General features: G+C 67.3%; 14 protein-coding genes. 5 read left to right on the forward strand and 9 right to left on the reverse strand.

Annotated elements, in window-relative coordinates; genetic code table 11:
- Positions 1–165: 165 nt before the first annotated feature.
- The gene (locus tag IPV09_RS00405) at positions 166–2208 is read right to left on the reverse strand and encodes an APC family permease (protein ID WP_207472875.1); all 2043 of its coding nucleotides are present in this window, start codon (positions 2206–2208) and stop codon (positions 166–168) included.
- Positions 2209–2311: 103 nt separating this feature from the next.
- Here IPV09_RS00405 and IPV09_RS00410 point away from each other — a divergent pair, with 103 nt between their 5' ends.
- Positions 2312–3154: a transketolase gene (locus IPV09_RS00410; protein WP_207472876.1), complete on the forward strand. Its 843-nt coding sequence runs from the start codon at positions 2312–2314 to the stop codon at positions 3152–3154.
- Complete coding sequence (locus IPV09_RS00415; protein WP_207472877.1) at positions 3151–4095, forward strand: transketolase family protein; 945 nt, start codon at positions 3151–3153, stop codon at positions 4093–4095. The genes IPV09_RS00410 and IPV09_RS00415 overlap by 4 nt, the downstream gene beginning before the upstream one ends.
- Positions 4096–4155: 60 nt before the next feature.
- Here IPV09_RS00415 and IPV09_RS00420 read toward each other — a convergent pair whose 3' ends face one another.
- The 4 genes from IPV09_RS00420 to IPV09_RS00435 form a co-directional block, all read right to left on the reverse strand.
- Positions 4156–5673, reverse strand: a complete 1518-nt coding sequence (locus tag IPV09_RS00420; protein WP_207472879.1) for an FGGY-family carbohydrate kinase — start codon at positions 5671–5673, stop codon at positions 4156–4158.
- Positions 5670–6371, reverse strand: coding sequence for a deoxyribose-phosphate aldolase (deoC, locus tag IPV09_RS00425; protein ID WP_207472880.1), 702 nt, complete (start codon positions 6369–6371; stop codon positions 5670–5672). The genes IPV09_RS00420 and deoC (IPV09_RS00425) overlap by 4 nt, the downstream gene beginning before the upstream one ends.
- A 43-nt stretch (positions 6372–6414) precedes the next feature.
- Positions 6415–7140 (reverse strand): deoxyribose-phosphate aldolase, encoded by a 726-nt coding sequence (gene deoC / locus IPV09_RS00430; protein ID WP_207472881.1) that lies wholly within the window; start codon positions 7138–7140, stop codon positions 6415–6417.
- Positions 7141–7254: 114 nt separating this feature from the next.
- Entirely contained in the window at positions 7255–8481 is a 1227-nt protein-coding gene (locus IPV09_RS00435) for a dicarboxylate/amino acid:cation symporter (RefSeq protein ID WP_207472882.1), read from the reverse strand.
- Between the two features lie 184 nt (positions 8482–8665).
- Here IPV09_RS00435 and IPV09_RS00440 point away from each other — a divergent pair, with 184 nt between their 5' ends.
- Together IPV09_RS00440 and IPV09_RS00445 are read left to right on the forward strand one after the other, a co-directional pair.
- Complete coding sequence (locus IPV09_RS00440; protein WP_207473028.1) at positions 8666–9343, forward strand: TrkA family potassium uptake protein; 678 nt, start codon at positions 8666–8668, stop codon at positions 9341–9343.
- 12 nt (positions 9344–9355) lie between these two features.
- Entirely contained in the window at positions 9356–10078 is a 723-nt protein-coding gene (locus IPV09_RS00445) for a TrkA family potassium uptake protein (protein WP_207472883.1), read from the forward strand.
- A gap of 22 nt (positions 10079–10100) precedes the next feature.
- On the opposite strand, the gene IPV09_RS00450 is transcribed toward IPV09_RS00445, so the two are convergent.
- The 4 genes from IPV09_RS00450 to IPV09_RS00465 all read right to left on the reverse strand — a co-directional run bounded on the left by IPV09_RS00450 (position 10101) and on the right by IPV09_RS00465 (position 12372).
- Positions 10101–10490 (reverse strand): OB-fold nucleic acid binding domain-containing protein, encoded by a 390-nt coding sequence (locus IPV09_RS00450; RefSeq protein ID WP_207472884.1) that lies wholly within the window; start codon positions 10488–10490, stop codon positions 10101–10103.
- A gap of 10 nt (positions 10491–10500) precedes the next feature.
- A complete protein-coding gene (locus tag IPV09_RS00455) occupies positions 10501–11211 on the reverse strand; it encodes a DUF3710 domain-containing protein (RefSeq protein WP_370590170.1) in 711 nt (236 codons plus the stop codon).
- Between the two features lie 184 nt (positions 11212–11395).
- Positions 11396–11854, reverse strand: a complete 459-nt coding sequence (gene dut, locus IPV09_RS00460) for a dUTP diphosphatase (RefSeq protein WP_207472885.1) — start codon at positions 11852–11854, stop codon at positions 11396–11398.
- A complete protein-coding gene (locus IPV09_RS00465; protein ID WP_207472886.1) occupies positions 11851–12372 on the reverse strand; it encodes a DUF3093 domain-containing protein in 522 nt (173 codons plus the stop codon). The genes dut and IPV09_RS00465 overlap by 4 nt, the downstream gene beginning before the upstream one ends.
- Before the next feature lie 50 nt (positions 12373–12422).
- Between IPV09_RS00465 and IPV09_RS00470 the strand changes: the two genes are divergently transcribed.
- Positions 12423–12710, forward strand: a complete 288-nt coding sequence (locus IPV09_RS00470; protein ID WP_207472887.1) for a DUF4235 domain-containing protein — start codon at positions 12423–12425, stop codon at positions 12708–12710.
- Positions 12711–12723: the final 13 nt, after the last annotated feature.

The following is a 12723-nucleotide window of genomic DNA, read 5'->3' on the forward strand; positions in this document are numbered from 1 at the left end:
TGCGTGCCGAACGGGACGTCCAGCGCGGCTGGTCAACGATGACGTTGCCCGCACCAAAACCTGACAGGTGGTTCAGGTCTCAGAAACGTAGCGCGGACGATCCGGTGGCGCCAGTGGAGCGCGGCGTGGCGTTACTGATTCGTTACACGGACCGACCCCGTGGGATCAGTCCCGCCGGGACTCCGCAGGGTCGAGGTCACTCTGCTGGACGCCGGGACGCCGCCAGCTGCTCGGGTGGTCGCGGCCCAGTCGCTCGGCCGCGGTGGTCGAGGACTGCAACCGGTAGGGCACGCTGGTGACCATCACCCCCGAGATGAACTGCAACCTGATCCGGATCAGCAGGGCGGTCTGGTTGTGCAGCAGGCCCTCCCACCAGTGCCCCACCACGTACTCGGGGATGTAGACGATCACCACGTCGCGGGGGTTGTCGGTGCGCATCGCCTTGATGTGGGCGATGAAGGGGGTGGTCACCTCCCGGTAGGGCGAGGCGATCACCCGCAGCGGCACCCCGAAGTCCTCGGACTCCCAGGCGTCGAAGGTGTCCTTGGAGGCGTCGTCGTCGACGGCGACGTGCACCGCCTCGATGCTGTTGGGCCGGGTGGCCCGGGCATACATGACGGCCCGGACGGTCGGCTTGTCCACCCGGCTGACCAGCACCACCGCGCGCACCCGCGAGGGCATCGTCCGCTCGGAGTCGTCGGTGATCCGCAGCTCCTGGGCAACCGAGTCGTAGTGGCGCCTGATCCAGCGCATCACCAGGATCAGCACGCCCATGGCGATCACGGCCAGGTAGGCACCGTGCAGGAACTTGGAGACCAGCACGATCACCAGCACCACCCCGGTCATCACCAGACCGATCCCGTTGATCACCCGTGAGCGTCGCATCTGTTGGCGCACCACCGGGTCGCGCTCACTGGCCAGCAGCCGCGTCCAGTGCTTGACCATGCCGAACTGCCCCACCGTGAACGAGACGAAGACGCCGACCACGTACAACTGGATCAGCGCCGTCACCGAGGCGTCAAAGGCGAAGACCAGCGCCATCGCCGCCACCGCCAGGGTGACGATGCCATTGGAATAGGCCAATCGGTCACCGCGGGAGTGCAGCTGGCGCGGCAGGAACCCGTCCCTGGCCAGGATGGAGCCGAGCATCGGGAAGCCGTTGAACGCCGTATTGGCCGCCAGCACCAGGATCAGCATGGTGCAGGCCATCACCACGTAGAAGCCCACCCTGAAGTTGTCGTAGAACACCGCGGTGGCCAGCTGCCCGATGACGGTGGTGCCCTCCTGGTAGCGGACCGACCCGTCGGGCAGCAGGTAGTGCGACCCGCCGCGTTCGTCGATCAGGTGCACCTTGACCTTGTTGGCCAGCAGCAGGATGCCCATCAGCATGGTGATCGCAATGGCGCCCAGCAGCGCCAGCGTGGTGGCGGCATTGCGTGACTTGGGCGCACGGAAGGACGGCACCCCGTTGGAGATGGCCTCGACCCCGGTCAGGGCCGCCGAACCCGACGAGAACGAGCGGGCCAGCAGCGCCACCATCGCCAAGCCCTCGAAGTTCGTGTATGGGTCGACGCCGACGACCTGCCAGTCAGCCGTGGGCGAGAGCACCTCCTCGCCCAGCAGGTAGATCCGGGTCAGGCCCCACACCACCAGGCCGGCGATCGCGACGATGAACGCATAGGTGGGGATGGCGAAGATCGCGCCCGACTCCCGCACCCCGCGCAGGTTGACCAGCATCAGCACCACGATCACTCCGATGGCGACCGCCACCTCGTGGCCCTCGATGAAGGGCAGCATCGCCTTGGCGTTCTGCACCCCCGACGAGACCGAGACCGCCACGGTCAAGGTGTAGTCGACCAGCAGCGCCGCCGCGACGCTGACGCCGGCCGTGGGGCCAATGTTGACCTTGGCCACTTCGTAGTCACCGCCACCACTGGGGTAGGCGCGCACGTTCTGGCGGTAGCTGAGCACCACGACGCCCATCACCACGGCCACCGCCAGCCCGATCGGCCAGGAGAACGCGAACCCGGCCATGCCGGCCAGGGACAGCGTCAGCAGGATCTCGTCGGGGGCATAGGCCGTGGAGCTCAACGCGTCGGAGGCGAAGACCGGAAGTGCGACCCGCTTGGGGAGCAGCTGCTCCCCCGACTGACTCGAGGCGAGCTTGCGGCCGATCACCAGACGCTTGAGCCCATCGGCAATGTTCACCCCAGCACTGTATGCCGCTCGGCACCCGTTCGCACCCGCCTTGCTTGTCTATACCTGTCTAGGTATGGTGTACAAGTCAATACAAGTTGCCGAGGACGGACCCATGACTGACGATCACTCGCTGCTGCAGCTGCACGCTGCCCGCGCCCGCCGCAATGTGCTGCGGATGCTCCAAGCAAACCCCTCGGGGCACCTGGGTGGTGCCATGTCGGCCATTGACATGATCACAGCCGTCTACTTCCACGCCATGCGACCCTCGTCCGGGCCCAATGACCCGGGCCGCGACCGCTTCCTGCTGTCGGCCGGCCACAAGGCGATGGGACAGTACGCCGTGCTCGCCGAGCGGGGCATCATCGACGCCTCGGTGCTGGACCAGTACGGCGCCCTGTCCTCCCCGGTGCCCGGCCACCCCAACATGTCACTGCTGACCGGCATCGAGGCCAACACCGGCGCGCTCGGTCACGGACTGCCCCTGGCCTGCGGCATGGCACTGGGCCTGCGCCACGAGCACCCCGAAGCCAGGATCTTCGTCATGATGGGCGACGGCGAACTGCCCGAGGGCAGCAACTGGGAGGGCGCCGCCATGGCCGCCCACCACCGACTCGGCAGCATTGTCGTGTTCGTCGACCTGAACGGCATGCAGATCTCGGGCACCACCGACGAGGTGATGAACATGGGCTCGGTGACCGACAAGTTCCGTGCCTTCGGCTGGGCCACCGCCGAGATCGACGGCCATGACATGGCCCAGATCACCGCCGCCCTGGACCGCTGTCCCCTGGAGCCCGGCAAGCCCAGCGTGATCGTGGCCCGCACCACCAAGGGCAAGGGTGTCACCTCGATCCAGGGCACCGTGCCCAGCCACTACTGGAAGCCCTCGCCCGACGAACTGGCCGTTGCCGTGGCCGAGAGCGACGCCGTGATCGCCAGCCTGGAGGAAGCCCGATGAACGCCCAGACCTATGACCCCCGCAAGGAGTTCGGCCGCGCCGTGGCCGAGGTCGCCGAGACCGACGAACGCATCGTGGTGATCTCGACCGACTCGGGCAAGTCGTCCGGGTTCGGCGACTTCGCCAAGGCGCACCCCGACCGCTACTTCGAGGTGGGCATCGAGGAGCAGGGCGCCACCGGTCTGGCCGCAGGTCTGGCCACCACCGGCAAGATCCCGGTCTTCTGCGCCATCGCGCCGTTCGTCACGGCCCGCAACTACGAGCAGTTCCGCAACGACATTGGCTACATGAACCAGAACGTCAAGATCGTCGGACGCAACGGCGGCATGACCTACGCCGACCTGGGGTCGACCCACCACTCGCTCGAGGACTTCGCCATCATCCGGATGATTCCCGGCGTGACGGTGCTGGCACCCCAGGACTACAGCGAGATCCGCGCCGGCGTCCGGGCCATGATCGAGCACGACGGGCCCGTCTACATGCGCATCGGCGCCGGCAACGTGCCCGTCCTGTTCGAGGAGGACTTCCAGATCGGCAAGGGCCGCCACGTCCGCCAGGGCAGCCAGGTCACCGTCGTGTCCGCCGGCTACCAGACCATCGAGACGATGCAGGCCGTGGACGCCTTGGTCGCCGACGGCATTGATGTCGACCTGGTCTGCCTGGGCACGATCGTTCCCCTGGACGAGGACCTGGTGCTGTCCTCGGCCAGGCGGACCGGCCACGTCATCACCGTCGAGGAGCACTACGACCGCGGCGGGCTGGGCGGCATCGTCAGCGAACTGATCGCCCACCACGGCGGCGCGGTGGTCGACATCATTGCTGTCCCCCACACCTACGTGCACACCGGCACCTACGCCGGGTTGCAGCACCAGCACGGGATGGACGCCGCCTCGCTGCACACCCGGATCACCGACCTGGTGGCAAGTCGCCAGCGTCGTTGACCTGGAGCGCACACAGCGATGGCCCGGACCCTGGGTGGGTCCGGGCCATCGCCGTCACTCCTAGAAGACGCGGGTGTCCAGCGCCTCGTAGAGCTTGACGAACCGGTCGAACGCCTCGTCGTAGGCGGGCGCGGTCGACGGGTCAGGGGTGAACTCCGCGACCACGGCGACGGCACGCTCGGCGGCCTCCTCGCACGAGGCGTACAGCCCCGCCCCGACACCGGCGTACATGGCCGCACCGAGACACCCGGACTCGGAGGTCCGCAGCACCTGGATCGGCTTCTGGAAGATGTCGGCCAGCATCTGCGACCACACCTTGGACTTCGCCGCCCCACCGACGAGTCGGATCGTGGAGGGGTTGATCCCGGCCGCCGACTGGGCCACCAGGATGTCGCGCATCTCGAAGCTGATGCCCTCCAGAACGGCACGGGCCACGTCGGCCTTGTTCGTCGCCAGGCTCATGCCGTGCAGGTTGGCCCGGGCGTGCGGGTTCTGCCGCGCGCCCGACGCCCCACCCAGGAACGGCAGGAAGGTGACCCCATTGGCACCGATCGGTGACTGGGTGACCTGGTTGGTGATGATGTCGTAGGGATCCATCCGGGTCACCGACCCGGCGGCTCGCTCCAGGTCGGCGAAGGTGTCGCGGTACCAGCGGAAGGAGGAGGCCGAGGTGTTCGAGAACGCCTCGATCGTCCAGTTGCCCATGCCGTGGTTGGGCTTGACGATGAGCTTGCGGTGCGGGTCGCGGCGCGACTCGTCCATCACCACGTAGCAGGACCCGAAGGTGCCCATCACCATCACGCAGTCGTCACCCTTGATGGCGCCACCGCCGAAGGTGGAGCAGTTCTGGTCATGGGCGCCCATGCACAGCAGGGTGCCCTCGACCAGTCCGGTGCGCTTGGCCATCTCGGCGCTGATCTGGCCGACGACCTTGCCGGGCTCGGTGACGACGGTGGCACGCGAACTCAGCGGGATGCCGACCAGGTCGTGGACGCCCTTCGACCAGTCCATGGTGTCGACGTCCAGCATGCCTTCACGAGAAGCCGTGGACAGGTCGGTCCAGTAGCCGTCGGCACCCCAGTCCTTGAGCAGGAACTCCTGCTCGGACAGGAACCAGCGGGTCCGCGCCCAGTTCTCAGGTTCGTTGTCGCGCAGCCAGGCCCACTTGGGGGCTGCGGAGTTCGTCCCCTGCGGATCACCGGTCTCCTGGTAGATCTCGGCGGCGCCGTAGGCCTCGCGCAGCTTGGGGATGTAGTCGGCGCCGCGAAGGTCCTGCCAGGACACGAAGTCACGGACCAACTTGTGGTTCTCGTCGACCATGGCCATCAAGGTCGCCTGGGTCGAGAAGGCCACGGCCTTGATGTCCTTGGCATCCACCCCGGACGCCGCGATGGCTGCCTTGCAGGAGTCGGCGAGCGGCGGGATGATGTCGGCGTAGGTCTGCTCGACCAGCCCCGGGCCCGGGTAGACGCAGGGGTACTCGCGGTAGTCCTGCCCGATGACATTGCCATCCAAGTCGAAGACGATCGACTTGCAGCCGGTCGTGCCGGCGTCGATTCCCATGAGGTAGTCAGTCATGAATCGGTCCTTTCGGTAAACAGTTCCTGGTACTGGGCGACGAGCTGTGCGGCGCTTCTGGTGCCGATGAGGGAGACCCCCATGCGATCGATCAACCACAGCGTCGCGGCCATGGTGAAGGTGCGGGGCACCCCCGAGACCTTGAGCAGGGTCTTCTCGTTGGTGATGTTCTTGCGCATCACCGCGACCTGCGATTCGGTGGGAAAGCCCTCGGAGCCGGTGGCGGTCTTGACGTAGTTGACGCCGGCGTCCGAGCAGATGCGGGTCAGCGTCGCGATCTCGTCATCGGTCAGGAAGCAGACCTCGAAGATGACCTTGGACAGGGCCTTGCCGGCGGTGCGCTCGACCAGGCCCTCGACCTCCCGTCGGACGAAGTCGTGGTTGCCCATCCGCAGTTGGCCAATGTTGATCACCATGTCAACGGCGGTCGCGCCCAGTTCCAGGCCCTCCTCGATCTCGGCGAACTTCATGGCGGTGGAGGTGCATCCGTAGGGGAAGCTGATGGCCGTGCCGACGTGCACGTCGGAGCCCTGCAGGACCTCGGCCACCACCGGCGTCCAGTAGGAGTTGGTGTAGCAGGCGGCGACCCCGGCGTCCCGGGCGGCCTGGGCATGGGCCCTGATGTCGGTTTCCAGTGAGTCCTGCTTGTGCAGGGCCATGTCGAAGTGTTTCGCGTACTCGGCGACTGTCATCACCATGGGTGTTCTCCCAACTGCGTTGTCTGTCGAGGGTGTGGGTGGGTCACGAGGCGGGCGCCGGGGAGGGGACCAGTCCGATGCTGCGCATCTGGTCGAGGGCGTCGATGATCTCGGGCACCGCCCGGGTGCCGATCAGGTCGGCCCCCGCGAGCAGGAAGGCGTAGGCGTTCTGGGGTCGGGGCGCCTGGACGCCGGCCACCTTGGTGCGCACGCCCGAGCCCGCCACGGCCTGCTGCATGGCCAGGAACTGAGTCATGGACGGGCCCGCATGCTGGCCGGTGGAGGTCTTGACGTAGTTGGCGCCGGCCTCGACCACCAGTTCGGAGGCCCGGCGGATGTCGTCGTCGGACAGGTAGCAGACTTCGAGGATCACCTTGGTGACGGCCTCACCAGCCTCGCCGACGAAGGCCTCCAGCTCGCGTCGCACGGCGGCGTCGTCACCGCTGAGCAGCGCCCCGATGTTCATGACGATGTCGAGTTCCTGGGCACCGGCCTCGACGGCATGCCGGGTCTCGGCCGCCTTGGAGCGCCAGTCGGCGACCCCGGAGGGGAAGGCAATGGCCGTGGCCACCTTCACCGTGGAGCCGGCCAGCGCCTCGGTGGCCACGGGCAGCCAGTAGGGGGCGGCGACGTAGAACGCCGAGCAGTTGTACTGCTTGGCCTCCTCGCAGCCGCCGCGGATATCTGTCTCGGTCGCATTCTTGAACAGGACTGAGTGGTCGAACGCCTTGCCAAGTGTTGTTCGATCCACGGTTGCAAGATCCACCATGATCCGTCTTCCGTTGAGTGTCACGCGCGTCCCACGGCTCCGGTGCCATGGACGCTGGACGGCCAGACTATACCTGTATAGATGAGTCGGCAATGGTTCGACGGAACCAGGGCGCTACGCTCCCGCGGTGGCGGTCTTCTCCTCGTGGGGCAGGTGCAGACCCAGGTCGCGGTGGCCGGGGTGGCCGGCCAGTTTGTCGACGATGACGGCGATGGCGCCATCACCGGTGACATTGGCGGCGGTGCCAATCGAGTCGATGGCGATGTAGGTGGCGATCATCAACCCCACCTGTTCGGGGCTGAAGCCGAGTTGGGATTCCAGCAGGGCGCCAGCGGTGACGATCGCGCCGCCGGGGACGCCGGGGGCGGCCACCATGGTGATGCCCAGCAGAAGGATGAATCCCAGGATCAGGCCGGGCGGGGTGGGCATGCCGAACATGACCATGATGGCCAGGGCGAAGCCCGTGATCTTGATGGTCGAGCCGGCCAGGTGGATCGTGGCGCACAGGGGAATCACGAACGAGGCGACGTTCTCCGAAACCCCGGCCTTGATGGCCGAACGCAGGGTGACCGGGATCGTGGCCGCCGAGGAGGAGGTTCCCAGGGCGGTGGCGTAGGCCGGCAGCATCGTCCGCAGCAGGGTGAAGGGATTCTTCTTGGCCATGGTGCCGGCGACGGCGTACTGCAGGACGAGGTAGACCACCGTCAGGGCGAAGACGATCACCACCACCCAGAAGAAGGATCGGATCACCGACCAGACCTGGCCCGCGAACGTCATGTTCAGGAAGATGCCGAAGATGTAGAGCGGCAGCAGCGGCACGATCACCTTGCTGATGACGATGTTGATGACCTCGCGGAAGTCGGCGAAGACCTGGTGCAGGGCCGGGGCGTCGAAGCGGGTCAGGGCCACCCCGACCACGAAGGCGAAGACCAGGGCAGTCATCACCTGGAACATGGGCGGCATGTCGATGGTGAAGTAGGGGGTCAGCAGGCCTGACTCGGGGTCGGCCAGGTCGGTCACGTCATTGCCGGCCAGCAACCGGGGCCAGGCGATCATGCTGGTGCCCCAGCTGAGCAGCCCGGCCAGGATGGTGGAGACATAGGCGATTCCGGCCGTGACCGCCAGCCACTTGCCGGCCCCCTTGCCGAGTTCGTCGATGGCCGGGGTGATCAGCCCGACGATCAGCAGCGGAATGATGAAGCCCAGGAAGTTCCCGAACAGGCCGTTGAAGGTGACGAAGATGCGCACCACGAAACTGGGCAGGAAGGACCCCAGCCCGATGCCGAGCAGGATGGCCAGCAGCACCAGCACGAGCAGGTTGAACTTGAACAGCTTGGCCATCAGGCACCCCTTTGAGAAACGACCGGGTCATTGAATCACCTCGTTTCGGGGTGACCCGCCAGTGCCCACGAACGCCCCGGTGGGCGTCGGGGCGGCGACGGTGGGCCAGAATCTCGCGCCGGACGGCGTCTGCTCCTCGTCGTGTGCTGGACCCAACACCGGTAGCGTGGGGCTGAGCACGGCAGTGAAGGAGGCCCACGTGCACATCGTGATCATGGGTTGTGGTCGGGTGGGGGCGAGTCTGGCAAAGTCCCTGGAGCGCCGCGAACACTCGGTGGCGGTCGTCGACCTGGACGTCAACGCGTTTCGTCGGCTCGGTTCGGAGTACAAGGGCATCACCGTCAAGGGCGTCGGCTTCGATCGCGATGTGCTCGTCCGGGCGGGCATCCGTGAGGCGGACGGCTTTGCTGCGGTGTCCAGCGGCGACAACTCCAACATCCTGGCCGCCCGCGTGGTCCGCGAGGAGTTCGGTCTGACCAATGTCATTGCCCGCATCTACGACCAGGGTCGTGCCGAGGTGTACGAACGCCTGGGCATTCGCACCGTAGCCACCGTGCGCTGGGCCGCCAACCAGGTGCTGCGCGGATTGCTGCCGGAAGGCTCCGAGCCGGTCTGGACCGACCCTGCGGGCAATGTCCGACTGGTCCAGGTGAAGACCCATGAGGACTGGATCGGCACCAGGGTGCACGCCATCCAGGCGGTGGTGGGCACGCCGCTGCCATTCGTGATGCGCTTCGGTCGGGGGCTCGTGCCCAACCAGGCGACCATCCTGCAGGACGGCGACCTGGTCTACGCCGCCGTCGAGACCGAGACATTGAGCACCGTCGAGTCCGTGCTGGCGGCCCCGCCTGTCCGCCGATGAAGGGAGCCTGAGATGCGCGTCGCCATCGTGGGGGCCGGCAATGTGGGCCGGTCCATCGCCAAGGAGCTGATCGGCAACGGTCATTCCATCCTGCTGATCGACCGGGACCCTGCCGCGATCAAGACCGCGTCGGTGCCCGATGCCGACTGGTTGCTTGCCGACGCCTGCGAGCTGGACTCCTTGGAGGAGGCCCAGTTGGAGTCCTATGACGTCTCGATCGCCGCCACCGGCGACGACAAGGCCAACCTGGTGCACTCGCTGCTGGCCAAGACCGAGTTCGGTGTGCCTCGCACGGTGAGCCGGGTGAACCATCCCGACAACGAGTGGATGTTCGACGAGTCCTGGGGCGTTGACGTGGCGGTTTCGACCCCGCGGATGATGAGTGCCCTGGTCGAGGAGGCCGTCACCGTCGGCGAACTGGTGCGGCTGTTCACCTTCCGGGAGGGGTCTGCCAACCTGGTGGAACTGACCATGCCCGAGGACAGCGCCATCGTCGGGCGCCCCATCCGTGAGTTGCAGTTGCCCGGCGACGCGGTCCTGGTGTCGGTGATCCGGGACGGGATCGGGATGGCACCCGATCGTGACGGGGTCATCGAAGTGGGCGACGAGGTGCTGCTGGTGGTCTCACCCGAGTACGAGCAGGTGCTGGCCGACCATCTGGTCAAGCGGCCGAAGCTGCGTCACGGCGAGGGAGCGCCGCCGCCGATCCACGACGACCGGGAGACCTGGTTGTGAGGTCCCGTTCATCGGGCAGGGCTCAGCTGCGCAGTTCGTAGTGCGGGTTGTAGATCACCCGGCGGTTGCCGCGCTGGACCAGTCGTCCGGTGGCCCGCAGCATCCGACCCGCCTCGATGCCGGGGATGCTGCGTCGCCCCATGAAGACCAGGGTGACCGCACCGGTGCCGTCCTCCAGTCCGGCCTCCAGCCATGACCGGCCGCCGCGGGGGCTGAGCGTCACGCTGTTGATGCGTCCGTGCAGGGTGACCAGTTGACGCGCCCGGCACTCCGACAGGGTCTGGCAGCCCGACTCGCGGGCGAGTCCGGCGAGTTGGTCGTTCTCGAACTCGCTGTTGGAGGAGGTCAGGCGGCGGACCGCCCGACCCCACATGCCCACGGGACGACGACCGGTCACCTCAGTGGTACCCATGCTCGACTGCCTACTCTGCCGTGGTTTCCGCTGCTGCGGTGATGCTGTCGGGCAGCGTCATCGGGATGAGGTCACCGGGGACCATGGGGTCCTCACCGCGGGAGACGACGACATTGCAGAAGAACTCGAACAGCAGTTCCCCGGCGCCCTCCTCGAAGCCCTCGGCCAGCGCCGCCTCACCCATCAGGACGCCGCGCAGGAGCCAGCGGGGACCTTGCGCGAACCAGGTGCGCGAGACGTGGTAGGCCTGCTGGCCATCCTCGCCCTGGACGGGCAGGACGCGCCGGATCTCGGGGCCGAAGGGTCCGTCGGTGATCTCGACCTCGCCGCCGGCCTCGACGGTCTGCTTGGTCATGTCGTCGGTGATGTCCTTGACCATGGAGGTGCGGGCCGGGGCGGCGAACAGGGCGACCTCCAGGGCGGACTGGTCCACCATGACCAGCGCCGACTGCACCTGGTTGGTGGCCTGGTCGACCTGCAACTGGACCTGCATGTTCTCGAACGGGGTCAGGATCAGGCTGCCGAAGTCCATCCGCTCGATGTCGTCGGCCTCCAGGTCGACCTCGGACAGGTCAAAGGGGCCGTCCTCACGCAGGTCGTGGTCGGCCAGTTCGGTCTCCTCGGCGGTGTCGTCCTCGTCCTCGTCCTCGGCGTCGTCGTCCTCGTCGACGTCGTCAGCCTCGGCGTCCTCGTCGGTGAGGTCGTCCTGCTCGGGGTCCACGGCGGTCTCGTCAGCGTCGTCGAGGTCGTCCTCCTCGAGCAGTTCGTTCTCGTCGAGGATGTCCTCTTCGGCGAGCTTCTGCTTCTTCTTGCGACCAAAGATCACGGGTGATGCCTTTCGAGTTCAGGTCGGGCTGGGACGCGACGGAAGGCTCCGCCGACATCGGGGGCATACCGCATCGAGTCTACCAATCAGCGATGCCGCCCGACGAGCCATGCCCGCCGGTTCCACGGGCAGTGTCGTCCAGGTCCTCGACGGGCTGGAAGTCGGCGGTGACCACCGTCTGGATGACCAGTTGGGCAATGCGGTCACCGCGCTTCAAAGCGATGGGGGTGTGCGGGTCGTGGTTGATCAAGTTCACCTGGATTTCGCCGCGGTACCCGGAATCGATCACGCCCGGCGCGTTCACCATGCCGAGCCCGTGGCGGGCGGCCAGTCCCGAACGTGGATGGACGAAACCGACGTGGCCCTCGGGAATGGCCACGGCCAGACCGGTGGGGACCAGGCGGCGCTCCCCCGGCGCCAGGGTGACGTCTTCCCTGGCGTGCAGGTCGGCGCCCGCGTCGCCGGGGTGTGCGTAGCCGGGGACGGGCAGGTCGGTGTCGAGCAGCCGGACTGCGATCCTCAGGGGGCGCTCGCTCATTGGGACCCCCGCCGGGTGGTCGGGGCGGCCGCGCTGTGGGCGAGGATGGCGGCGGCGAGGTTGCCGGGTTGGCGGGTGGCCAGCAGCCAGTGGCGGTGGGGGTCGGCGGGGTCGGCCAGGTCGACCCGGACCGCGCTCTTCAGGAAGGGACGCACCAGTAGCCAGGTGCGTCCGTCGGCGGCGGCGTTGAGCGCCAGCTGGGTCTGCTCGCCGTCCAGGGCGGTGGCACCCGTCACCCATTCCCAGTCGATGGAGGCTCCCCCGGCTCGCAGTCCGGTCCCGTCCGCGGTGATCCGTGCGGAGCCGTAGCCGATCAGGAAGATGACGACGAGTCCGAAGAACACCACCAGGGCACCGAGCGCCCAGACGTCGCTGAGAATGGCCCACACGGCCACGACAAAGGTCATGGCCAGGAACAGGGAGACCACCCACCACATGGCCGGCACGGCCAGCCGTTCGTCGTGGTGCGGGGTCGGCAGCGTCCCGGCGTGGGCAGGGGGGGACGAGGTGGAACTCATGTGTCCAACCTACTGCCCCCTGCGCCGTGGTTCGTCCTAGGATGGGCGCCATGGAGCTCTCGGAGAAGCTGATTCAAAAGGTGTACGGCATTGCGCTGGGCGCGGCGGTGACCATGGTCACCCACCGGGTGTTGAAGGCTGCCTGGAAGCTGGCGACCGGCACCGAACCGCCCCAGCCCGGCGACCCCGACGTCCCCGCCACCGAGGCCTTCATCTGGGCCCTGTCGTCGGCGGTCGGCATGGGCGCGGCCCAGTTGGCCGCCACCCGCCACGTCGCCCGCCGCCTCTCGCGGATGGGCATCGAGAACGACGGCCTGCCCACCGTCATCAAGGTCTGATTCAGACACCAAC

Origin of the sequence: Tessaracoccus sp. SD287, from assembly GCF_017355265.1 — a bacterium.
Lineage (GTDB): Bacteria > Actinomycetota > Actinomycetes > Propionibacteriales > Propionibacteriaceae > Aestuariimicrobium.

Coding starts and splice junctions, on each gene's coding strand:
- dut (WP_207472885.1), bottom strand. CDS start 11,854: ATGAGCGAGCGCCCCCTGAGGATCGCAGTCCGGCTGCTCGACACCGAC.
- IPV09_RS00470 (WP_207472887.1), top strand. CDS start 12,423: ATGGAGCTCTCGGAGAAGCTGATTCAAAAGGTGTACGGCATTGCGCTG.
- deoC (WP_207472880.1), bottom strand. CDS start 6,371: ATGGTGATGACAGTCGCCGAGTACGCGAAACACTTCGACATGGCCCTG.
- IPV09_RS00465 (WP_207472886.1), bottom strand. CDS start 12,372: ATGAGTTCCACCTCGTCCCCCCCTGCCCACGCCGGGACGCTGCCGACC.
- IPV09_RS00435 (WP_207472882.1), bottom strand. CDS start 8,481: ATGGCCAAGCTGTTCAAGTTCAACCTGCTCGTGCTGGTGCTGCTGGCC.
- IPV09_RS00445 (WP_207472883.1), top strand. CDS start 9,356: ATGCGCGTCGCCATCGTGGGGGCCGGCAATGTGGGCCGGTCCATCGCC.
- IPV09_RS00450 (WP_207472884.1), bottom strand. CDS start 10,490: ATGGGTACCACTGAGGTGACCGGTCGTCGTCCCGTGGGCATGTGGGGT.
- IPV09_RS00415 (WP_207472877.1), top strand. CDS start 3,151: ATGAACGCCCAGACCTATGACCCCCGCAAGGAGTTCGGCCGCGCCGTG.
- IPV09_RS00420 (WP_207472879.1), bottom strand. CDS start 5,673: ATGACTGACTACCTCATGGGAATCGACGCCGGCACGACCGGCTGCAAG.
- deoC (WP_207472881.1), bottom strand. CDS start 7,140: ATGGTGGATCTTGCAACCGTGGATCGAACAACACTTGGCAAGGCGTTC.
- IPV09_RS00410 (WP_207472876.1), top strand. CDS start 2,312: ATGACTGACGATCACTCGCTGCTGCAGCTGCACGCTGCCCGCGCCCGC.